Source organism: Rhizobium sp. 1399, from assembly GCF_031455475.1.
Lineage (GTDB): Bacteria > Pseudomonadota > Alphaproteobacteria > Rhizobiales > Rhizobiaceae > Rhizobium.
The window spans coordinates 38,851-60,461 of record NZ_JAVDSU010000018.1 but is presented as its reverse complement, the minus strand read 5'-3'; the positions used below and the strand labels follow the sequence as shown (position 1 = coordinate 60,461).

Sequence of the window (21,611 nt, the reverse complement as noted above, 5' to 3'; positions counted from 1 at the left end):
ATTTTTAGCCATAGTTCTACGGCTTGCCAAGAGGGTCGAGACCGAATTGATATTTTTTGGGCAAATGCTGGAAAAGGTCCGAGCAAGACGATAGAGCAACTGACATCCATTCCGCATATTTCAGGGATTTATGCTGCAAATGCATACTAAGCAACCGATATCGGCTGGAATTGTCGTCGTTGCGGCAGGCCGCGGCGAACGCGCCGGATCACACGAGGAAGGCCCCAAGCAATACCGGATGATCGGCGGCAAGCCGGTTATCGTTCATACGCTTGAAAACTTCATGACATGGGAAGCGGCAACGCACATCGTCGTCGTCATCCACCCCGATGACGAAGCCCTCTTTGCCAGAGCATCCCGGCACGTCATCTCCGCAACGCCGATCGAGACGGTTCATGGCGGCGCGACCCGACAGCAGTCGGTGCTGGCCGGCCTGCGACACCTTAAGGATAAGGGCATCAGCCATGTGCTGATCCACGACGCGGTGCGCCCTTTCGTCGATCACCTGCTTCTAGACCGGATCGCCGATACGCTTTCGGCCGGCGCGCCCGCGGTTCTTCCGGCAACGCCGGTCGCTGACACGCTGAAGCAGGCCGGAAGCGACGGGATCGTGGTCAAGACCATCCCGCGCGATCAGCTCTATGCGGCCCAGACGCCGCAATCCTTCGATTTCGCCACCATTCTCGAAGCGCATGAGAAGGCAGCCGCCAGCGGCAGGACGGATTTCACCGACGATGCATCAATCGCCGAATGGCTCGATATTCCTGTAACCATCGTCGAGGGCGCACCGACCAACGTCAAGCTGACAGTCAGAAGCGATATAGCCATGGCCGACGATAAACTCTCAAACGCCCGTATCCCGGATGTGCGCACTGGCAACGGTTATGACGTGCATCAGCTCGAGCCCGGCGACGGCGTGACGCTCTGCGGCGTCTTCATTCCGCATGACCAGAAGCTCAAAGGCCATTCGGATGCCGATGTGGCGCTGCATGCGCTGACAGATGCGCTGCTGGCGACTTGCGGCGCCGGCGATATCGGCGATCATTTCCCGCCGTCCGATCCGCAATGGAAGGGTGCCCCTTCCCGCATCTTCATCGAACATGCCGCAAAGATCGTGCGCGATCATGGCGGCACCATCACCAATGCGGACGTCTCGCTGATTGCAGAGGCGCCGAAGGTCGGGCCGCATCGCGAAGCAATGCGCGCCAATCTTTCGGAATTCCTCGGCATCGACATCGAGCGCTGCTCGGTGAAAGCCACCACCAACGAGACGATCGGTTTCGTCGGCCGCCGTGAAGGGATCGCCGCGATCGCAACGGCAACCGTTGTCTATGGAGGCAGGAAGCAATGAGCCTGTTTCCCGCAGATATCACTTCGATGGCGGAAAACATCATCCACAATTTCACGGCTGCGGGTCTGATGGTATCGACGGCAGAGTCCTGCACCGGCGGACTGATTGCCGGCGCGCTCACGGAAATTTCGGGATCATCCGCTGTCGTCGACCGTGGCTTCGTGACCTATACGAACGTGGCCAAGATGCAGATGCTCGGCGTGCAGGAAGAGACGCTCATCCGTTTCGGCGCGGTTTCAGAGGAGACAGCCCGGCAGATGGTGCATGGCGCCCTCTTCCGCTCGCGCGCCGACCTTGCGGTCGCTGTGACAGGCATCGCCGGGCCCAGCGGCGGATCCCCGGAAAAGCCAGTCGGGCTGGTGCATCTTGCGGCGAAATCACGTTCGGGTAAGCTCATCCATCGTAAGATGCTTTACGGCGACATTGGCCGCACGGAAATCCGCCTGTCAACAATCCGGACGGCACTTCAAATGGTTATTGAAATTGCGTGATATTGAGTGAAGGAACAAAGCGCAGGAATTTCAGTTTCTGCCGCGTGTAGGCAAGAGCCGGTTTTGAAGGAACGGTCAAATGAGATACTTGGCATGCATCGGTGTCGTCTTGAGCCTCGCCTGCGTTTCGGCGGCTGAAGCACCATCCAACTATCAGGTTTATGGTGGCGTGCGGGTGGATTCGGATCCCGTTCTGCTACGCAAATACGACCATGCGCTCCGCCGCTGCCAGCCGGAAGCGCTGGGCTATCGCGGATCGCCTGATACCACCAGCCTGATCTACAACGCGGCGCTCAGGGGCTGCCTCTATCGCTACAGCTTCATCGACCGTGGCTCCTACGCCTATCCTGCGACGCTGATCTTCGACCATTTCTTCGATCGCTGACTATCAGCCGTAGATCGTTGCCGCCCGTTTTTCGAAGGCGTCCGTGAACATGCGGAAAGCCCTGTCGAACATTGACCCCATGAGCGCGCCGAGAATGCGGCTCTTGAACTCATAGTCGATGAAAAAATCGACCGTACAGCCGCCGCCTTCCGCCTCGACGAACCGCCAGCGGTTGTCGAGGTAGCGGAACGGGCCGTCGATATATTTGACGTCGATGACGCGCTCGGCCCTGTTGAGCAGGACCTGGGTCGTGAAGGTTTCGCGGATCGCCTTGTAGCCGACCGTCATGTCGGCGATCAGCAGTTCCTTGCCGTCGCGCTCCTTGCGGTTCTTCACCGACAGGGCTTCGCAGAGCGGCAGAAATTCCGGATAATGTTCGACATCTGACACCAGGTCGAACATCTGGTCGGGCGTGTGCGGGACAGGGCGATGCGTTTCGAATTGCGGCATGAAGCGCAGTTAAGCCGGGACACCGAGAAGATCAAGAAGCGCTCGCATCTGGCGGCGGGATTTCACCTGCAAAACGGGCACATGCGGTCCGTGGGCGGCAATGGCTGATGTCACGCGCGGCGAGAATTTCTTCTCGAAGGTCCAGATGAACTCCAGAAATTGCCAATCGACTTTCTCGATGCAGCCGGGTGCCATTTCCGGGCGTGTGCGGCCGATGTGCTTCAGCCAGCGGGTCACAACTCCCCAGACGCAAAGCAGGCGCGGCATCCGCACCCAGATGACGATATCGGTGCGCGGCAGGCGGATATCGAAAGTGGACGGATTGGTGCCATCCATGATCCAGCGCTCGCGGGCAATCCTTTCGACGATCCGCTGGCGCTGCTCCTCCCTGCTGCGTTCCACCCAGCCCGGCAGCCAGAGGATATCGCGGTCGATCGAGAGTTAGGTCAGGTCGAAATGGTTCGCCAGTTTCTGAGCAAGCGTCGACTTGCCGCCGCCCGAGCAGCCGATGACCAAGATGCGTCTCGCGTCGCGAATCTGCCCGGCGGCAAAGGCGTCCTCGACATAGTTGATTGCCTCGTCCGATTGCCGTTCCATTGCGAGTTCCTTCTTACTCGTTCACAGCCGGCAGTCTGGAGAGCAATTCGTCGCTCTCTTGGAAGGACTTGAGCGTCAGAACCGGGATGTCGCGGCCATGGCTTGCCAGCATCGCCGCGAATTTCGGCGCTTCCCGCTTTTCGAACGTCCAGATGTATTTCAGGAATTGCAAGTCGATCCGCTCAGGGCATCCCGGTGCCATGTCCGGTCGGGTCCGACCGCGATATTTCCACCAACGCCCGAGCACGCTGCGCACGGAAACGCTGCGCGCCGGGCGGCGCCAGAGCACCATATCGGCGCGCGCCAGACGGATCGGCAATGTGCTTGGGTTGTTGCCGTCCATGATCCAGCGTTCGCCCGCAACGGCATCGCGGATACGCTGAACGGATTCCTCCCGCGGACGCAGCGTCCAGCCGGGCAGCCAGAAGATGTCGCGGTCCATAGAGACGTAAGTCAGTCCGAATCGCCGTGCGAGCGCCTGGGCAAGCGTCGACTTGCCGGTGCCGGAGCAGCCGAAGACCAGGATGCGCTCGGCACGGGGAATAATGGTGGCAGCTTCGGCAATGGAGACTGCACGCACGGATTCAGGCGACGTCGTCACTTGATGCATGGCAAACTCGCTTTCGACAGGATCGCCTTCGCGGACCGATCTGTTGCGAAGAGCGGCGTGCTGGCTAGCTGCTTCGCGTGACCTGATGATGACAATGACGCGAACAAAGAAAAACCGCGGCGAAAATCACCGCGGTCCTATTAAACACATGTGGCAAGCTCTTACTCGGCAGCCATCAGCAGCTTCTTCTCACGCGCAGCCTTCAGGCGGGCGAAGTCGTCGCCGGCGTGATGCGAGGAGCGCGTCAGCGGGCTGGAAGCGACCATCAGGAAGCCCTTAGTGTAAGCGACCGTCTCGTAGGACTTGAACTCTTCCGGAGTGACGAAGCTCTCGACCTTGTGGTGCTTGCGGGTCGGCTGCAGGTACTGGCCGATCGTCAGGAAGTCGACATCGGCGGTGCGCAGATCGTCCATGAGCTGGAGAACCTCGTTCCGCTCCTCACCGAGGCCGACCATGATACCGGATTTGGTGAACATGGTGGGATCGAGCTCCTTCACGCGCTGCAGCAGGCGGATGGAATGGAAGTAGCGGGCGCCCGGGCGAACCGTCAGATAGTTGCCGGCAACCGTTTCCATATTGTGGTTGAAGACGTCGGGCTTGGCAGCGACGACGCGTTCCAGCGCGCCAGGCTTCTTCAGGAAGTCGGGCGTCAGGATTTCGATCGTCGTCATCGGCGAAGCGGCGCGGATTGCCCAGATGACCTTTTCGAAATGCTCGGCGCCGCCATCTTCCAGATCGTCGCGGTCGACGGAGGTGATGACGACGTGGCTCAGGCCCATCTGCTTCACGGCCTTGGCGACATTCTCAGGTTCCGCCATGTCGAGCGCGTTCGGCTTGCCGGTCGCTACGTTGCAGAAGGCGCAGGCGCGCGTACAGATCTCGCCCATGATCATGAAGGTGGCGTGCTTCTTGTCCCAGCACTCGCCGATATTCGGGCAGCCCGCCTCTTCGCAGACCGTGACGAGCTTGTGCTCCTTCACGATCGAGCGGGTTTCGGCGTAGCCTTTCGAGGTCGGCGCCTTCACACGAATCCAGTCCGGCTTGCGCAGGACTTCCGTATCCGGGCGATGCGCCTTTTCCGGATGGCGTACGCGCTTTGCGTCTGGATTGATCGTGTCGAGAATGGTGACCATGTCAGTTCAACTTTCCGCCGCCCCATGCGGCCCGGATTGTCATATTGCGCATCGTTCGTTTATTCAAATCTTTCGATCTGAAGAAATGCGCCCTGTCTTCGCACTTTATCTTCGAACCAGTCGCGCGAAGAATATCAGCAGGCAGGCGCCAATGAAGCCCGTCACGAAGTAGCCGAACCGTCCGCCGGCAACCTCGATATGGAACTGTGCCAGGATGGCGGTGGCGACGACCGAGCCGACAATGCCGAGCAAAATGTTCAGCAATATGCCGTAACGCGCTTCCATCAGCTTGCCCGCGAGCCAGCCCGCAAGTCCACCGATAATGATTGCCGAAATCCAGCCGACGCCTTCCATCCCGTGTTTCTGCCCTACGCTATCGCCCTTGCAATCAGCACCACGACAATGGCGCCGACGGTGGCGTGGATGATCTGAACCACCAATGCATTTTCAATGCCCAGAGAAATCCCCAGTGCATTGAACAAAAACCCGCCCACGAACGCGCCGATGATGCCGCTGAGCAGGCACCGTATCAACCCACCCCCACCGACGACCAAGCTTGCGAGAAAACCCGCGACCAGACCGATCAGCAGAAAGATGAGAAGCGACTGCGTGCTCATAGACATGATGATTTCCTTTCGTTTTTTCCACCCCGGGAGGGAATGGATTTTCCATCCCGGGCGATGGCGTTTCGCCACGCCGGGATAGAGGGCGCAAAAGGAAATTATCAAGCGTTCAGAACGCGGCCGTAAGCATCGAGCACGCTTTCCTTCATCGTCTCCGAAATGGTCGGATGCGGGAAGATCGTATGCATCAGTTCTTCTTCCGTCGTCTCCAGGTTCATGGCGACCACGAAGCCCTGGATGAGTTCAGTGACTTCGGCGCCGACCATGTGGGCGCCGAGCAGTTCACCGGTCTTCTTGTCGAAGATCGTCTTGACCAGACCCTGGTCTTCGCCGAGCGCGACAGCCTTGCCGTTGGCGCTGAAAGGGAAGCGGCCAACGCGGATATCGCGGCCCAACTCCTTGGCCTTAGCCTCGGTCAGGCCGACAGATGCGACCTGCGGATTGCAGTAGGTGCAGCCCGGGATCTTGAGCTTGTCCATCGGATGAACGTTCGGCAGGCCGGCAATCTTCTCGACACAGACGACGCCTTCATGCTCGGCCTTGTGGGCCAGCAGCGGCGGGCCGGCAACGTCGCCGATCGCGTAGATGCCAGGCACATTGGTCCTGCCATAGCCGTCGATGACGATGAAGCCACGATCGGTCTTCACGCCGACAGCCTCGAGGCCGATGCCTTCGACATTGGCCTGCACGCCGACGGCCGAAATCATGCGGTCTGCAGTGATCGTTTCCGTCGTTCCGTCTTTCTTCTCGATGGTGGCAGTGATCGAATTTGCGCCCTTCTCCACCTTGGCGACCTTGGCCTCCAGATGGATCTTCATGCCCTGACGCTCGAACTGCTTCTTGGCTAGAGCGGAGATTTCCGCATCCTCGACCGGCATGACCTGGCTCATGATTTCGACGACGGTGACGTCGACGCCCATGGTGCGATAGAAGCTTGCAAATTCAATGCCGATCGCGCCCGAGCCCATGACGAGCAGAGACTTCGGCAGTTCGTCGGCCTTCATTGCCTCGAAATAGGTCCAGATCAGCTTGCCATCCGGCTCGATGCCCGGCAGGGCACGCGGACGAGCGCCGGTCGCAACGATGATGTGCTTGGCAGTATAGGTGCCTTCGCCGAGCGCGTTCTTCGGCACCGGACCCATCGGCTCCATCGGCTTTTTCGTCGTCTTGGAAACCACGATCTCGCCGGGCTTGGTGATCTTTGCCTCACCCCAGATGACATCAACCTTGTTCTTCTTGAACAGGAAGCCGACGCCGTTGTTCATGCGATGCGCAATACCGCGCGAACGGGTGACGATCGCCTTGATATCGGGCTTGATCGTGCCATCCAGCACCAGTCCGTAATCCTTGCCGTGCTGGGCGGTATGCAGGACGTCAGCCGAGCGCAGCAGCGCCTTGGTCGGAATGCAGCCCCAGTTGGAGCAAATGCCGGCGAGATGTTCGCGCTCGACGCAGGCGACCTTGAGGCCGAGCTGCGCGGCGCGAATGGCGGCGATATAGCCGCCGGGACCGGAACCGATGACGATGACGTCGTAGGATTGAGCCATTGCTTTCCTGCCTTTGTTACGCTCCCGCTCGGGTCATGAGAACCCATGCGTGCTTTTTGCTGTTATCGAAGAGCGGCACGGCATTCATGCGCGCCGCTTCCGAAAATCCGTTTCTTCTGTAAAGCGACAGAGCCGCTTCGTTACTATCCGACGTGATCAAGCTGACCGGCAGCCCGTCCGCCCTTGCGAGCTGATCTTCCAGAAGCCTCTTGCCGATGCCGATACCGCGCATATGGCGATAGACCGCGAGACTGCCAATGAACCAGTGTCCGATCACCGATCTCTGCATCGCCAGCATCGGCTCTATGGCCGGATGCCGCGCTTCGAGATCACGTATGCCTTCATCCACCTCATAACCGATCGCCATTCCGGCGATCTCGTCATAGGCCTCGCCGATGACGGCGTTCTTCCAGCCGCCGAGCGCCTCGTCGCTCATCTTCAGCCGGCCCCGCTCCAGCGGTGTATCGCTCATGCCGCTTGCGACATCGGCAAACCAGAGCCACGAGGCAAAGCCGTGAGAAGCAATATCCGCCAGGATCGCCAGTTCCGACGCATCTCGGCGGGAGGCCCGTCGGAGAGCGAGAAAGGCAGTCATCGTCAGAGGCCCAGCATCATCCGCACGATGGGCTCAAGGCCGCGACCGAGCGCACGCGTATTCTCCGCATCGAGGTGAATACCGTCGATCGGCGTCGTCTTGGCGACGGAATTGCCGTCGAAGAAGCCGCAGCCGAGTTCATCAGCGAGATCACGGTAAAGCGTCGGAAGCTTTGCCGATTCCTCGATGCCACCGGGGAACGATGCCGCGAAGGGCACATTGCCCGTCGCGCAGATTGCCGGCGGCGCCACGATCAGGATCTCCGGCCCATCGAATTCGAAGGGCCAGGCATGATTGCGGATCAGCCGCACCAGACGGCCGATGCCCTGGCACGCGGCAAAGGCCGAGCCGGCAACGACCGGCTTCATGTCGTTGGTGCCGAGCAGCAGGATAACGAGATCGAGCGGCGCATGCGTCTGCAGAACAGTCGGCAGAATGCGTGCGCCATTGCGATCGCAATCGGCAAGATGGTCGTCAAAGGCGGTGGTGCGGCCGTTCAGGCCTTCCGCGATGACGCGAACTCCGCTTCCGAGCGTTGCCTGAAGCACGCTCGGCCAGCGGTTTTCGTAGGCATGACGGCCGATCGTGACGGCGTCATAGCCCCAAGTCAGCGAGTCACCATAGCAAAGAACAGTCTTCGTCATGTCCGCCCTCCCGCGTCCTGCTTAGACCAGCATGCCCATCGGATTTTCGATGTAGCCCTTGAAGGCCTGCAGCAACTCAGCACCGAGAGCACCGTCAACGCAACGATGGTCAGTCGAGAGCGTCACGGTCATGACCGTAGCAATCGCCATTTCGCCCTTCTTGACGATGACGCGCTGCTCCCCCGCGCCGACTGCGAGGATGGTCGCATGCGGCGGGTTGATGACGGCTGCGAAGTTCTTCACGCCCATCATGCCCATGTTGGAGACCGAGGTCGTGCCGCCCTGATATTCCTCAGGCTTCAGCTTGCGATCTTTCGCGCGCTTGCCGAGATCGCGCATCTCGTTGGAGATGGTCGACAGCGTCTTCTCCTCAGCCTTGCGGACGATCGGGGTGATCAGGCCGCCAGGGATCGAGACAGCCACGCCGACATCGGCATGCTTGTGCTTGACCATGGCATTTTCGGTCCAGGAGACGTTGGCATCCGGAATGTCGCGCAGTGCCAAAGCCATGGCCTTGATGACCATGTCGTTGACCGAAAGCTTGTAGGCCGGAGCGCCGTCCTTGCGGGGAGCGGCGTCGTTCAGCTGGGCACGCAGCGCCATCAGCGCGTCGAGTTCGCAATCGACCGAAACGTAGAAGTGCGGAACGGTCTGCTTGGATTCGACGAGGCGACGGGCAATCGTCTTGCGCATCCCGTCATGCGGCACGAGCTCGTAGGAGCCCGGCTCGAAGAGCTTGAGCACGGCTTCATCCGAAGCGCCCTTCGGAGCGGCAGCGGCCGGAGCCGGTGCAGCAGCCTGCGGGGCAGCAACAGCAGCCGGAGCAGCCTTGGCGCCACCACCGGCAGCAGCAGCTTCGACATCACTCTTGACGACACGGCCATGCGGGCCGGTGCCGGCAACGGCAGAAATATCGATACCGGCTTCCTTGGCGAGACGGCGGGCAAGCGGCGACGAGAATGTGCGCGCGCCAGCCGAGGAGGTGGCAGCCGGGGCAGCGGCCGGAGCCACCGGTGCCGGAGCGGGTGCTGCCTCAGCCTTCGGTGCTTCGGCTGGTGCCGGAGCAGCAGCAGCCTTCGGCGCCGGAGCGGCGGAGCCGGCACCGCTCGCGGCGGCGGCGACATCTTCGCCATCGGCGGCGAGAACGGCGATCAGGGCGTTGACCTTCACGCCTTCGCTGCCGGCCGGAACGACGAGCTTGGCAACAGTGCCTTCGTCGATGGCTTCGACTTCCATCGTCGCCTTGTCGGTTTCGATCTCGGCGATCACATCGCCGGACTTGACCTTATCGCCTTCCTTGACCAGCCACTTGGCCAGATTGCCTTCTTCCATGGTCGGAGAGAGGGCGGGCATCGTGATATTGATCGGCATCGAAAGGCCCTCCCCTTATTTGTAGCAAACGGCTTTCACCGCATCGACCACTTCGCCGACATTCGGAAGCGCGAGCTTCTCGAGATTGGCGGCGTAAGGCATCGGAACGTCCTTGCCGGCAATCGTCAGGACCGGCGCATCGAGGTAATCGAAGGCCTGCTGCATGACGCGGGTGGCGATTTCGGTGCCGACGGAGTTCTGCGGATAACCTTCTTCGACGGTGACCAGACGGCCTGTCTTCTTGACCGATTCGATCACGGTCGGAAGATCCATCGGGCGAAGCGTGCGCAGATCGATCAGTTCGACATCGATGCCGAGCTTTTCGAGTTCAGCAACCGCCTTCGTCGCATAGGTCATGCCGATGCCGAAGGAGACGACGGTGACATCCTTGCCCGGGCGGTGGATGCGGGCCTTGCCGATCGGCAGAACGAAATTATCGAGCTTCGGTACATCGAAATGCTGACCGTAGAGAATTTCGTTTTCGAGGAAGACGACCGGGTTCGGGTCACGGATCGCGGCCTTGAGCAGACCCTTGGCGTCGGATGCCGTGTAGGGCATGACAACCTTCAGGCCGGGGATCGCGCTATACCAGGCGGCGTAATCCTGGCTGTGCTGGGCGCCGACGCGGGCAGCAGCACCGTTCGGGCCGCGGAAAACGATCGGGGCACCCATCTGGCCGCCCGACATATAGAGCGTCTTGGCAGCCGAGTTGATGATCTGGTCGATCGCCTGCATGGCGAAGTTGAAGGTCATGAACTCGACGATCGGCTTCAGGCCGGCCATGGCAGCACCGACGCCGACGCCGGCGAAGCCGTGTTCGGTGATCGGCGTGTCGATAACGCGGCGAGCGCCGAATTCCTGCAGAAGACCCTGGGTGACCTTGTAGGCGCCCTGGTATTCGGCAACTTCCTCGCCCATGACGAAGACGTTGTCATCGGCGCGCATTTCTTCGGCCATGGCGTCACGAAGGGCTTCGCGCACCGTCATCGACACCATCTCGGTACCGGCGGGAATTTCCGGGTCGTTCGGCACAAAAGACTTGGGCTCGGCCGGTACCGGAGCAGCAGCTGCCGCCGGCTTTTCTTCCTGGGCAGCAGGCGCCGCGACGGCCGGAGCCGGCTGAGCGGCAGCCGGAGCGGCGGAAATCGCGTCGGCGGATTCGCCGTCCTGCAGCAGGATGGCGATCTTGGCATTCACCTTGACGTTTTCGGTGCCTGCCGGAACCAGCAGCTTACCGATGACGCCTTCATCGACGGCTTCGACTTCCATCGTCGCCTTGTCGGTTTCGATTTCAGCAATCACGTCACCGGACGTGACCTTGTCGCCTTCATTCTTGAGCCACTTGGACAGCGTGCCTTCTTCCATCGTCGGAGAGAGGGCGGGCATGAGGATATCGATAGGCATGGGTTCCCTCCCCGATTAGAGCAGAATGTCGGTGTAGAGCTCGGATGCATCCGGCTCCGGATCGGCCTGGGCGAAATCGGCACTGTCGGCGACGATATCGCGGACTTCCTTGTCGATCGCCTTCAGATCGTCTTCGGTCGCCCAGCCCTTTTCCATCACGCGCAGGCGAACCTGCTCGATCGGGTCCTGCTCCGAGCGCATCTTCTGCACTTCTTCCTTGGTGCGGTACTTCGCCGGGTCCGACATGGAGTGGCCGCGGTAGCGATAGGTCAGCATTTCAAGGATGATCGGGCCCTTGCCCGAGCGGCAGTGCTCGAGCGCCTCATCGGCAGCAGCTTTGACGGCGCGAACGTCCATGCCGTCAACCTGGACGCCCGGGATACCGAAGCCGGAACCGCGAAGCGAATAGTTCGACTGAGCCGTCGCGCGAGCCGTCGACGTGCCCATGGCATAACGGTTGTTTTCGACGATGTAGATGATCGGCAGCTTCCAGAGAGCAGCCATGTTGAAGCTCTCGTAGACCTGACCCTGGTTGGCAGCACCGTCGCCGAAATAGGCAATCGAGACAGAGTTGTTGCCGCGATACCGGTTGGCGAAGGCGAGACCGGTGCCGAGCGACACCTGCGCGCCGACGATGCCGTGACCGCCGTAGAAATGCTTCTCCTTGGAGAACATGTGCATCGAACCGCCCTTCCCGTGGGAATAGCCGTTGCGACGCCCCGTCAGCTCAGCCATGACGCCGCGTGCTTCCATGCCGGTGGCCAGCATATGACCGTGGTCGCGATAGGCGGTGATGACCTGATCGCCTTCCTTCTGCGCCATCTGCATGCCGACAACGACAGCTTCCTGGCCGATGTAAAGGTGACAGAAACCACCGATGAAGCCCATGCCGTAAAGCTGGCCCGCCTTCTCCTCGAAACGGCGGATGAGCAGCATCTCGCGATAGGCCTTCAGCTCCTCGTCGCGATCGAAATCGGCGATAGGACCACCGTTCGATGCCTTGGCTGCGGATTTCGCACTGTTTTTGCGGCTGGAAACGGTCGCGGTTTTGCGCAACGCCATTCAACCCTCCCTATGGGTTTATCGGTTCTCAGGTGGCGCGTACCATAGGGAAGAAAAATGACCACAGCAATGCCATAATTGCATGGCTCATATTCGCAGGTAAATTATTGATAAATAACAGGAATTTTTGATTAACCAAAATTCGGTTAATTGCGGTAGTGATTGTAAATGACAATCTCATCCGCGCGCGACATGTTGAGCTGATATCGCGCCTTTTCGTCGAGCATATCCTTGTCCAGCGAGCCGTCACTCAGGAGCGCTACCTGCGCCTCCAGATGCTCACGCTTAACCTTCAGCACAGCCAATTCCTTCTCACGCGCGACACGCTGACGCTCGAACGCCTCCGTCGCACGCAGACCATAGTCACCGTGAATGCAATGATAACCGAAATAGGAAAGGAAGGCGACCGTCATGGCCGGAATGACGAAGCGGCCAGTCTTTCTCTTCTTATGATGCTTTGTCCACATACACGCATGCTCTAACGCATTACCAATCGTTTCAATTTACCGCGCAGAGATTAACCGTTCGTTGACTCAAAGCCCATCACGGGCAGACTCAACAAAAAACCCGCGCCGGAGCGCGGGTTCCAAATGACTGATTTATCAGTTCGTATTAGCCGCGGATGATGGAGCGGCCGGCATACTGAGCCTGCGGGCCGAGACCTTCTTCGATGCGGATCAGCTGGTTGTATTTGGCAAGGCGATCCGAGCGCGACAGCGAGCCGGTCTTGATCTGGCCGCAGTTGGTGGCAACTGCGAGATCGGCGATCGTGGAATCTTCTGTTTCGCCCGAGCGGTGCGACATCACGGCAGTGTAGGCCGCCTTGTGCGCGGTGTTGACGGCATCGAGCGTTTCCGTCAGCGAGCCGATCTGGTTAACCTTGACGAGGATCGAGTTGGCGACGCCCATGCGGATACCGTCGCGCAGGCGAGCCGAGTTGGTGACGAAAAGGTCATCGCCGACGAGCTGGCACTTCTTGCCGACGAGATCGGTCAGTGTCTTCCAGCCTTCCCAATCGTCTTCTGCCATGCCGTCTTCGACGGAAATGATCGGGTACTTGCCGACGAGTTCGGCGAGGTATTCGGCCATTGCGCCCGGTTCGAGCGTGCGACCTTCGCCCTCCATCACATACTTGCCGTCCTTGAAGAATTCCGTCGAGGCGCAATCGAGGCCGAGATAGATGTCCTCGCCCGGCTTGTAGCCGGCTTTCTCAACCGACTTCATGATGAAGTCGAGGGCTTCCGGAGCGCTCTTCAGGCCCGGGGCAAAACCGCCTTCGTCGCCGACATTAGTGTTGTGGCCCTGGGCGGCGAGTTCCTTGCGCAGCGTATGGAAGACTTCCGAGCCCATGCGGACAGCTTCACGGATCGAGTCTGCGCCAACCGGCAGGATCATGAATTCCTGGAAATCGATCGGGTTGTCGGCATGTGCGCCACCGTTGATGATGTTCATCATAGGAACCGGTAGCAGGCTGGCCGAAGCGCCACCAACATAACGGTAGAGCGGCAGGCCGGAAGCCTCCGCGGCGGCCTTGGCAACAGCGAGCGAAACGCCGAGGATGGCGTTGGCCCCGAGGCGCGACTTGTTCGGCGTACCGTCGAGCTCGATCATGATCTTGTCGATCTGGATCTGGTTTTCAGCGTCGATGCCGCCGATGGCGTCGAAGATCTCGGTGTTGGCGGCTTCGACGGCCTTTTCGACACCCTTGCCGAGGTAACGCTTGCCGCCGTCACGTAGTTCGACGGCTTCATGCGCGCCGGTCGAGGCACCCGAGGGAACAGCCGCACGGCCCATGCTGCCGTCTTCGAGATAGACATCGACTTCGACGGTGGGGTTACCACGGCTATCGAGAATCTCGCGGGCGATGATATCGGTAATTGCAGTCATGGTTTTTTCCTGCTCGGTGGGTGGATAAATCGTTTGAAACCGTCTTAATCGAAGGTGCGCAAATTACAATGCCGCAATTTTGCACGTTCGGGCAGCGCATCAGACGTGGCCTATAGCACAATCATGTCAGGGTTTTGAAGGGAACGGCAGTCGCCGGCCAGCATATCCCATCCATCGAAAGACGATAAACTGTTTATCCGGGCGGAATGTTGGCAAGCCACCATCGTTGGCAGCAACCCACGGCTGAAAATTCCTGCAACAGCCCCAATTTTGGACGGCTTCCCGCCCTTTGATTTCAGCCTTCGGTAACCATCCCGGTTTAATTTTGAAAGCTTGGGAGAGGCCCTCAAAAGTCAGTCGTTCCGGCCACTCAGGCAAATACGGAACGGCTGGAATGAACAGCTGTGGCGCCCTCAAAAAACAACCAGTACGGGATTTTATCGACTCTCTTGGCGGCATTTCATATGAGGCACAGATGAAACTCAATATTGCACGCAGCCTTGCCATTTTCGGTGCCGTTGTCATCCTCGGACTGGTGACCTCCATCGGCTTGCAGAATTACGCTTTCAACATGCTTCGCGTGAACGGACTGATGTATAAGCAGATCATCTATGGCAAGGATCTCGTCGCCGATATTCTCCCGCCGCCGCTCTATGTCATCGAACCCTATATGCTTGCGCTCGAAGCCGTCGAGCAGCCGGCCTCGGCAACGGCCAATATCGAACGCATCCGAACGGTTCTGAAGCCGGCTTATGAAGACCGCCGCAAATATTGGTCAGAAACGCCGCTCAGCGCCGATCTCAAGCGCAAACTTCTCGATGACGTTCTCGTCAGGGGCGACGCCTTCTGGCAAGTCATGGATGAGGAGGCGGTGCCTGCAATACTCAAGGGCGACAAGGCCGCCGTCGAACCGGCGCTCCTCAAGCTTGCAACGAATTTTCATGTTCACGAAAAGGCCGTGAACGAGCTCGTGGCGATGGCGAACGCCTTCCAGGCTGATGCCGAAAAGCAGGCGGCCGAACAGACGGAACTGCTCTCCGCCGTTACGCTATCTGCCGCTGCGCTTTCCTTCGTGCTCATCGTTGCCGGGCTCTACATGTTCCGCCGGCGCGCGATCGTGCCGCTATCGGCGATGCGCGACTACATGGCGGTCCTCGCGAGCGGCGACTATTCCCGCGAAGTTCCCTATGTCAGACGATCCGACGAAATCGGAGAAATGGCGCGCGCGGTCACGGTCTTTCGCGAATCGGCAGAAGAACGGAACGCCATCCGCGCGCACCAGGACGAGGAACGGCAGGCACAGATGCGCCGCAATGCCGAACTCGACGCATCGAAGAGCGTGGAGAATGCCACACGCCAGCGCGTCATCGAAAGCCTGAGTGCCGGCCTGGAGCGGCTTTCGCGCGGCGACCTGACCGTGCGTCTCAACGAGCAGTTCGCCAACACTTATGAAAAGCTTCGCGAGACCTTCAATACCAGCATCATCATTCTTTCCGATGCCATGAAGGACATTTATGCCGCCACGAATACGGTCGGCGACAGTTCGCGCGAAATCGCACTTAGCACCAATGATCTGGCACAGCGCACCGAGAACCAGGCCGCCTCGCTCGAACAGGCGGCTTCGGCGCTGGATCAGATCACGGTCACGGTGAAGACCTCATCGGAGCGAGCCCAGGAAGCCAATGCGATGATGTCGGCAACGAAGGAGAGTGCGGCACGTTCCGCCGAGATTGTTTGCGAAGCGGTGACCGCCATGGAGAAGATCGAGGAATCAGCGGTCAGGATCGGCGATATTATCAACGCCATCGATGAGATCGCCTTTCAGACCAATCTTTTGGCGCTCAACGCGGGCGTCGAGGCAGCACGCGCCGGAGACGCAGGGAAAGGCTTTGCCGTCGTAGCTCAGGAAGTCCGCGAGCTCGCCGGCCGCTCCGCCAATCTCGCCAAGGAGATCAAGCTTCTCGTCGAGACGTCGTCGCGGCAGGTTTCCGCAGGCGTGGCACTTGTCAACCGCACCGGCGAGGCACTCGGCGATATCGACCGCCAGGTGCTGCAGGTGACGGCACTAATCGAAGCGATCGTGCGCTCGTCTTCGGAACAGTCGGTCGCGCTCGTCGAGGTCAACGCTGCCGTCAACCGTATGGATCAGGTGACACAGCAGAATGCGGCGATGGTCGAGGAGACGAACGCCGCCTGCCAGGAACTCGGCAACGAGGCGTCCCATCTCGGGCGCATGCTCTCCCGCTTCGCATTGGAGGAAAGGCGCCCGCCCCGCGCGGCAGCCTGATGCTGCCTGTCGTTCAGGCGGCCTTGGCGATCGCGTCGAAGGCGAGAAGCTTCTCGAGAAGCCGTGGCATGTCCTTGAGATAGACCATGTTCGGCCCGTCGCAGGGCGCGTTATCCGGATCCTGATGGGTTTCGATAAAGACCCCGGCGACGCCGACGGCCACGGCTGCACGGGCCAGCGTCTCCACGAACTGCCGCTCTCCGCCGGAGGTTCCCCCCTGCCCGCCGGGCTGCTGGACTGAATGCGTGGCGTCGAAAATAACGGGGGCGCCGGTTGCTGCCATGATCGGCAGGGAACGCATGTCGGAGACCAGCGTATTATAACCGAAGGAAGCGCCGCGCTCGCACAGCAAGATGTTCGGATTGCCGCTCTGATTGAGCTTGCCGAGCACGTTCTTCATGTCCCAGGGCGCCAGGAACTGGCCCTTCTTGACGTTGATAACGCGGCCGGTCTTTGCCGCAGCCACCAGGAGATCCGTCTGACGAGACAGGAAGGCCGGTATCTGCAGGATGTCGACAACCTTGCCCACTTCAGCGCACTGTTCTTCAGTGTGGATGTCGGTCAGAACCGGAATGCCGAGTTCCTTCTTTAGATCGGCAAAAACCTCCAGCCCCTTCTCAAGGCCGACACCGCGTTTGCTCGACAGGGAAGAGCGGTTCGCCTTGTCGAACGAGGTCTTATAGACGAGCCCGATGCCGAGCTTGGTGCACAGTTCCTTCAACGTGCCGGCAACCATGAACGCATGGTCGCGACTTTCCATTTCGCAAGCGCCGGCAATCAGCGACAGACGTGCAGCATTGGAGAAGGTGACCTTGCCGGCGCCTTCGCCGACCGTCACAACGGAGTTCGTAGTAGAGCTCATGATGTTTCCTCGAAAGCGAAGAGCACGCCCTGACCGGGCGCGGGCTTCACCAGAATACGGTTGCCCTTGCGTGTATAGGTCACCCCGTTAGCAGCCAAATGCGCTTCTGTCACGGCCAGATCGCCAACCGCAAAGAGGATTGCCCGGCCGCGCAGGCCGCGATCGATATCCGGCGTCGCCAGATCGAAATAGGCCTCCAGCCCCTGCGGGGTCATCAGGCTGATCTTTGCGTTTCCGGTAAGCACCTCCAGCCCGAAACTCGTATCGCCAGCAGAAGCGGCTTTTGCCGCCGAGCGAACGAAGTCGCCGAAGGCTGTCGGCTCGGGGGCTGCGAGCGCGATCTCGGCAATGCCTGTCACGCCATTGGCGTGGGTCTCCAGCACGTTGCGGTCGGCAGGAAGCGGGTTGATGCGCTCGACAGCGAAGAGAAAGAAATCCGGTGCCCGGAGGTCGGCAGCGAAGGCGAGCCGGAAGCCGGCAATGCTCTCCGTGCCATCCGGCATTTTCACAGGGCGTTCGAACTGCAGCACAGAACCGGCACTGATGCTGCCCTTCACGAATCGAGCATGTTCGTGCTTTGCATCCGCGGTGGCGAAGGCGATGGCGGACAGTCCCTCGCTGCCGCAGCGGAAGCGGAAAGCCTGATCGCGAGCCGTGAAGACATTGCCCTCACGTGCCGTCACCTCGCTCTCCTCGACGCTCGCGACACCGAGCGGCTCGATATAGGTTTTGTCGGCAAAGAAAACACAGGCATTCTCCGTGCCGAAGGGATGGCGGGCATCAGGCGCGACGGTAAAGCCCAGCTTGCCCAGCCTTTCGCGGGCTAGGTCGATATCGGTAACCGGCAAAACGAGATGATCGATCGGAAGCGTGTCTTGGCTCATCGGTTCTTCTCCCAGCAGTGACAAGGAGATGTGCTTCAGCAGGTCTCGTGAAACAAGGCCAGACAGGCCTAAGGGCGATAAAAATCAAATTCTCGACAGATTGAACAGAAGTTTTACGAAAATTTAGCTACTTGCGGAACACATATGGAACATATAGTGTCCGTTCTGGATTTGTTTCAAGACTGGGGAGACGCCATGCTCACGCGCAAACAACAGGAACTCCTTCTTTTCATTCATGAAAGGATGAAGGAGTCAGGCGTTCCACCGTCTTTCGACGAGATGAAGGACGCACTGGATCTGGCCTCGAAATCCGGTATTCACCGGCTGATCACGGCGCTCGAAGAACGCGGCTTCATTCGCCGGCTTCCGAACCGGGCGCGCGCGCTCGAAGTCATCAAACTGCCGGAAGCCTACAGCCCAAGCCTGCAGCCTCGGCGCGGCTTTTCACCGAGCGTCATCGAGGGCAGCCTCGGCAAGCCCCAGCCCGTGGCGCCTCCTGCCTCGGCGAAGCCAGCACCCGCTGCCGATAACGGCAATGCGGTCTCCGTTCCTGTCATGGGCCGCATCGCCGCCGGTGTTCCGATCTCGGCAATCCAGAACAATACGCATGACATCACCGTTCCCGCCGATATGCTTGGCTCCGGTGAACATTATGCGCTGGAAGTTCGCGGCGACTCGATGATCGAAGCCGGCATCTTCGATGGCGACACGGTCATCATCCGCAATGGCAGCACAGCCAATCCGGGTGATATCGTCGTCGCGCTCGTCGATGACGAGGAAGCAACGCTCAAGCGTTTCCGCCGCAAGGGCGCATCGATTGCGCTCGAGGCAGCAAACCCTGCTTACGAGACCCGCATCTTTCCGCCGGATCGCGTCAAGGTCCAGGGCAAGCTCGTCGGCCTCATTCGCCGCTATCACTGACCGGTGACAGATTGGCGTCTGCGAATGTGTTACTGCGCCAATCATAGGCGCGGTGGCGCATCCAGGGTCGCCCCAATGTGTCGAATGCGGTTGCGACCTCAACTCCCTTATCGGTGAATCGAAGTTCGACAGAACCTGTCTTGCGCAGCGTCTCGCCGGTAAAGAGCAGCGCGCCGGAACGACAGCGGTCGAAGCGCAATCGGACGGGGGTCACGACAATGTCGGCCGTATCGCAGGCTGGTCCGAGATAGGCAGCATTTTCGATGACGGTCAGTTTCTTCCCATTGACGAGCAAAGTGGTGCACCAGGCGCCCTTCAGGCAGGAGAAGCGTGACGGCGGGCTAATGGCGACTGCCTGTCTCATTGCCTCTCTGGCTTCATTCTGTTGGTCGGGTGACAGTTGCAGTCTTTGACCATCAGGCGCAGTGGGCGCCTTGGCAGCTTGAAGCATAACCGGCTTCTGATGCTCTTCGACGGCAAGGGCCCTCTGCCATTGTTCGAAGATGAAGGCGGGCGGCTTTTCACGGTTCGAAGCCATCGCCTCTCCATCGACTATAGCGACCAGGCCGCCATCTTCGGAGATAGCGATATCGGGCATCGCCTCCGATGGAAGAAGAACAACAGCGAGCGTCGAGACCGCGACAATTGCCGTTCCCATGTGCCGCAGCCGGGTTCTGAGCAGGGTCAGCAGCAGAAATCCGAAAACGGCGGTCGGGAAATACCAGCCGGGCAAGCGGCCTACATCTATGTTGCCGCCCCACCCCGCTACTGCCTTTGCGATGGTGATCACCAGATCAAGCCCGAAGCCTGCCACCGGCCATAGCCAGCCGTCCAGACCAAACGGCATCAGCAGCATTGCCAGCATCCCGGCCGGCATGACGATGAAGGTGATGACCGGCATGGCCGCGAGATTTGCCGGCAGGCCATAGGCAGTCAGCCGGTGGAAATGCTCGATCGAAAACAGCGCCGTCGAGAAACCACCGATCAGCGACGTCAGGAAAACGCCACCGAAGAAGCCACCAACCATGAAGAAGGGCTTCATGATCGGCAGCTTGGCAAAGGCATTCTCCCGCATCGGCCGCCCCTTCCAGAGGTCGTAGCCGGCGACCAGTGCAAGTGTTGCGGCAAAGGACATCTGGAAACTCGGCCCCAGCACCTCCGATGGCGAGACCGCGAGGATCACGAGAGCGGATAGCGCCACGTTTCTGAGACTGATCGACGGCCGGTCGAAGAAGACCGCAACCAGCATAATCGCCATCATGATGAAGGCACGTTCGGCGGAAACGGCAAAACCCGAGATCAAATAGTAGGCCGTCACCGCAGCAAGCGCACCGGCCGCCGCGATCTTCTTGGTTGGCCACGCCTGGGCAATGCCGGGAAAAAGGCTGAGAATGACGCGCAGCCCGACAAAGAAGATGCCAGCGGAAAGCGCCATGTTGAGGCCGGAGATCGCGATGATATGCGCAAGGCCGGACTGCCGCAGCGCCTCCGTCGTTTCATCCGAGATCGCCCGTCTCTCGTCCGTGACAAGGGAGGCGGCAAAGGCGCCGGTGTCGCCTGGTAGTGTGGAGCGGATCCGATCGCCGATGCCGCTTCTCAGGCGGTAGAGCGACTCCAGAATGGCCTCACCGACCAAACTCGCTCGCTCCGGCTGTTCCGCAACCCTCTTCGGTGCTCCGTAGAAGAAGCCGTTGGCACCAATGCCGTTAAAATAGGCACTGAAGGCAAAATCATTGAGGTGGGGGAGCGCCGGTCCCGCCGGAGGCGTGAGACGCGCCCTGCCCTCGATGACGTCGCCGAGTTCGAACGGCTGGGTGGCTCCGCGGACCAGCACGGAGATGCGTTCGGGCGGACGCTTGATCTCAGGAGCATCCGTACCGGTGACGTCAAGAATATAACGCCAGCGCCCTTGGCCATCGCCTTCTCGGCGTTCGATCCGGCCGGTCACCGTTGTCGTTACGGCTGAATCGAGGATCAGGGTCTTTGCCCGCCATGTTTCGATCTGCGCGGAGAGCATTCCACCGGCAAAAAGAAGTAGAGCAAGCAGCGTCGCCTGCAGTTTCGTCCGGGCATAACCGCAGAGCGCAACGGCAATAAGGAGAACAAGCAGGCAGAGACCGAGCGACACGGCCGGAAAGTCCGAGGCCGCAAGAAACCAGGTCGCGGCACCTGCACCAAGGAAGACCGGAGAGAAGAGGATGAGGAGACCGTGGCCGGCCTCTTCGGTGGCCATACGCATCGACGACCCGACGTATCGGTTCGCAACAGTCACCAATCGCCATCGAAATGGGATCGCAACCTGGGTCCGAGCCGATTGCGTCACAATGGCGCGCGGGGCAATGCCAGCAAAATCCATCTTTTCATCAATGGATTGCTCTTGTCGTTCTCTTGTCTCTAACCCTGCCATAATCGCCTGGACCCGCCCCCGGATACCGGCAGAATGCAACCTGAAATCAAAACGAGCAAACAATAATCGATTGAAATAAGACGAAAATTCGCGGGAGCAA

The 21,611-nt window shown here is 59.9% G+C and carries 21 protein-coding genes and 1 pseudogene; 5 read left to right on the top strand and 17 right to left on the bottom strand.

Features of this window, described 5'->3' with window-relative positions; all coding sequences use genetic code 11:
• Window positions 1-130: 130 nt before the first annotated feature.
• The 3 genes from J2X71_RS34375 (at window position 131) to J2X71_RS34365 (ending at window position 2,227) form a co-directional block, all read left to right on the top strand.
• Entirely contained in the window at window positions 131-1,351 is a 1,221-nt protein-coding gene (locus J2X71_RS34375; RefSeq protein WP_310389541.1) for a bifunctional 2-C-methyl-D-erythritol 4-phosphate cytidylyltransferase/2-C-methyl-D-erythritol 2,4-cyclodiphosphate synthase, read from the top strand.
• A complete protein-coding gene (locus J2X71_RS34370; protein WP_310389539.1) occupies window positions 1,348-1,842 on the top strand; it encodes a CinA family protein in 495 nt (164 codons plus the stop codon). The genes J2X71_RS34375 and J2X71_RS34370 overlap by 4 nt, the downstream gene beginning before the upstream one ends.
• 79 nt (window positions 1,843-1,921) lie before the next feature.
• Complete coding sequence (locus tag J2X71_RS34365; RefSeq protein WP_310389538.1) at window positions 1,922-2,227, top strand: hypothetical protein; 306 nt, start codon at window positions 1,922-1,924, stop codon at window positions 2,225-2,227.
• Between the two features lie 3 nt (window positions 2,228-2,230).
• On the opposite strand, the gene J2X71_RS34360 is transcribed toward J2X71_RS34365, so the two are convergent.
• The 14 genes and pseudogenes from J2X71_RS34360 to eno form a co-directional block, all read right to left on the bottom strand.
• Window positions 2,231-2,677, bottom strand: a complete 447-nt coding sequence (locus J2X71_RS34360; protein WP_007822465.1) for a type II toxin-antitoxin system RatA family toxin — start codon at window positions 2,675-2,677, stop codon at window positions 2,231-2,233.
• 9 nt (window positions 2,678-2,686) lie between these two features.
• A pseudogene (locus J2X71_RS34355) lies at window positions 2,687-3,274 on the bottom strand (AAA family ATPase).
• Window positions 3,275-3,287: 13 nt separating this feature from the next.
• Window positions 3,288-3,884: an AAA family ATPase gene (locus tag J2X71_RS34350; protein ID WP_310389535.1), complete on the bottom strand. Its 597-nt coding sequence runs from the start codon at window positions 3,882-3,884 to the stop codon at window positions 3,288-3,290.
• A 161-nt stretch (window positions 3,885-4,045) separates the two neighbouring features.
• The gene (gene lipA, locus J2X71_RS34345) at window positions 4,046-5,017 is read right to left on the bottom strand and encodes a lipoyl synthase (RefSeq protein ID WP_113325298.1); all 972 of its coding nucleotides are present in this window, start codon (window positions 5,015-5,017) and stop codon (window positions 4,046-4,048) included.
• 105 nt (window positions 5,018-5,122) lie between these two features.
• A complete protein-coding gene (locus J2X71_RS34340) occupies window positions 5,123-5,371 on the bottom strand; it encodes a GlsB/YeaQ/YmgE family stress response membrane protein (protein ID WP_310389531.1) in 249 nt (82 codons plus the stop codon).
• Between the two features lie 14 nt (window positions 5,372-5,385).
• Window positions 5,386-5,640 carry a GlsB/YeaQ/YmgE family stress response membrane protein gene (locus tag J2X71_RS34335; protein ID WP_113295616.1) on the bottom strand — a complete coding sequence of 85 codons (255 nt, stop codon included), beginning with the start codon at window positions 5,638-5,640 and terminating at the stop codon, window positions 5,386-5,388.
• A gap of 101 nt (window positions 5,641-5,741) precedes the next feature.
• Window positions 5,742-7,187, bottom strand: a complete 1,446-nt coding sequence (gene lpdA, locus J2X71_RS34330; protein WP_310389526.1) for a dihydrolipoyl dehydrogenase — start codon at window positions 7,185-7,187, stop codon at window positions 5,742-5,744.
• A 16-nt stretch (window positions 7,188-7,203) separates the two neighbouring features.
• Complete coding sequence (locus tag J2X71_RS34325; RefSeq protein ID WP_310389525.1) at window positions 7,204-7,782, bottom strand: GNAT family N-acetyltransferase; 579 nt, start codon at window positions 7,780-7,782, stop codon at window positions 7,204-7,206.
• Between the two features lie 2 nt (window positions 7,783-7,784).
• Window positions 7,785-8,426, bottom strand: coding sequence for an SGNH/GDSL hydrolase family protein (locus J2X71_RS34320; protein ID WP_310389523.1), 642 nt, complete (start codon window positions 8,424-8,426; stop codon window positions 7,785-7,787).
• A gap of 21 nt (window positions 8,427-8,447) precedes the next feature.
• Window positions 8,448-9,797, bottom strand: a complete 1,350-nt coding sequence (locus J2X71_RS34315; protein WP_310389521.1) for a pyruvate dehydrogenase complex dihydrolipoamide acetyltransferase — start codon at window positions 9,795-9,797, stop codon at window positions 8,448-8,450.
• Between the two features lie 15 nt (window positions 9,798-9,812).
• Window positions 9,813-11,201, bottom strand: a complete 1,389-nt coding sequence (locus J2X71_RS34310) for a pyruvate dehydrogenase complex E1 component subunit beta (RefSeq protein ID WP_310389519.1) — start codon at window positions 11,199-11,201, stop codon at window positions 9,813-9,815.
• A 15-nt stretch (window positions 11,202-11,216) separates the two neighbouring features.
• A complete protein-coding gene (gene pdhA / locus J2X71_RS34305) occupies window positions 11,217-12,263 on the bottom strand; it encodes a pyruvate dehydrogenase (acetyl-transferring) E1 component subunit alpha (protein WP_113322839.1) in 1,047 nt (348 codons plus the stop codon).
• 146 nt (window positions 12,264-12,409) lie between these two features.
• Window positions 12,410-12,730, bottom strand: a complete 321-nt coding sequence (locus tag J2X71_RS34300; RefSeq protein ID WP_007822443.1) for a septum formation initiator family protein — start codon at window positions 12,728-12,730, stop codon at window positions 12,410-12,412.
• A gap of 145 nt (window positions 12,731-12,875) precedes the next feature.
• Entirely contained in the window at window positions 12,876-14,150 is a 1,275-nt protein-coding gene (gene eno, locus J2X71_RS34295) for a phosphopyruvate hydratase (protein ID WP_037106212.1), read from the bottom strand.
• Between the two features lie 475 nt (window positions 14,151-14,625).
• Here eno and J2X71_RS34290 point away from each other — a divergent pair, with 475 nt between their 5' ends.
• Window positions 14,626-16,437: a methyl-accepting chemotaxis protein gene (locus J2X71_RS34290; RefSeq protein ID WP_310389516.1), complete on the top strand. Its 1,812-nt coding sequence runs from the start codon at window positions 14,626-14,628 to the stop codon at window positions 16,435-16,437.
• 13 nt (window positions 16,438-16,450) lie between these two features.
• On the opposite strand, the gene kdsA is transcribed toward J2X71_RS34290, so the two are convergent.
• Both kdsA and J2X71_RS34280 read right to left on the bottom strand, forming a co-directional pair.
• Window positions 16,451-17,299, bottom strand: coding sequence for a 3-deoxy-8-phosphooctulonate synthase (gene kdsA, locus J2X71_RS34285; RefSeq protein WP_310389514.1), 849 nt, complete (start codon window positions 17,297-17,299; stop codon window positions 16,451-16,453).
• Window positions 17,296-18,183, bottom strand: coding sequence for a VOC family protein (locus J2X71_RS34280; RefSeq protein WP_310389511.1), 888 nt, complete (start codon window positions 18,181-18,183; stop codon window positions 17,296-17,298). Before J2X71_RS34280 ends, kdsA begins: the two co-directional genes overlap by 4 nt.
• 195 nt (window positions 18,184-18,378) lie before the next feature.
• On the opposite strand from J2X71_RS34280, the gene lexA reads away from it, so the two are divergent.
• Complete coding sequence (gene lexA, locus J2X71_RS34275; RefSeq protein ID WP_007822432.1) at window positions 18,379-19,104, top strand: transcriptional repressor LexA; 726 nt, start codon at window positions 18,379-18,381, stop codon at window positions 19,102-19,104.
• Here the strand turns inward: lexA and J2X71_RS34270 are convergent.
• Window positions 19,085-21,511, bottom strand: coding sequence for a ComEC/Rec2 family competence protein (locus J2X71_RS34270; protein ID WP_405049784.1), 2,427 nt, complete (start codon window positions 21,509-21,511; stop codon window positions 19,085-19,087). The two genes, lexA and J2X71_RS34270, sit on opposite strands and share 20 nt — an antisense overlap.
• Window positions 21,512-21,611 lie beyond the last annotated feature (100 nt).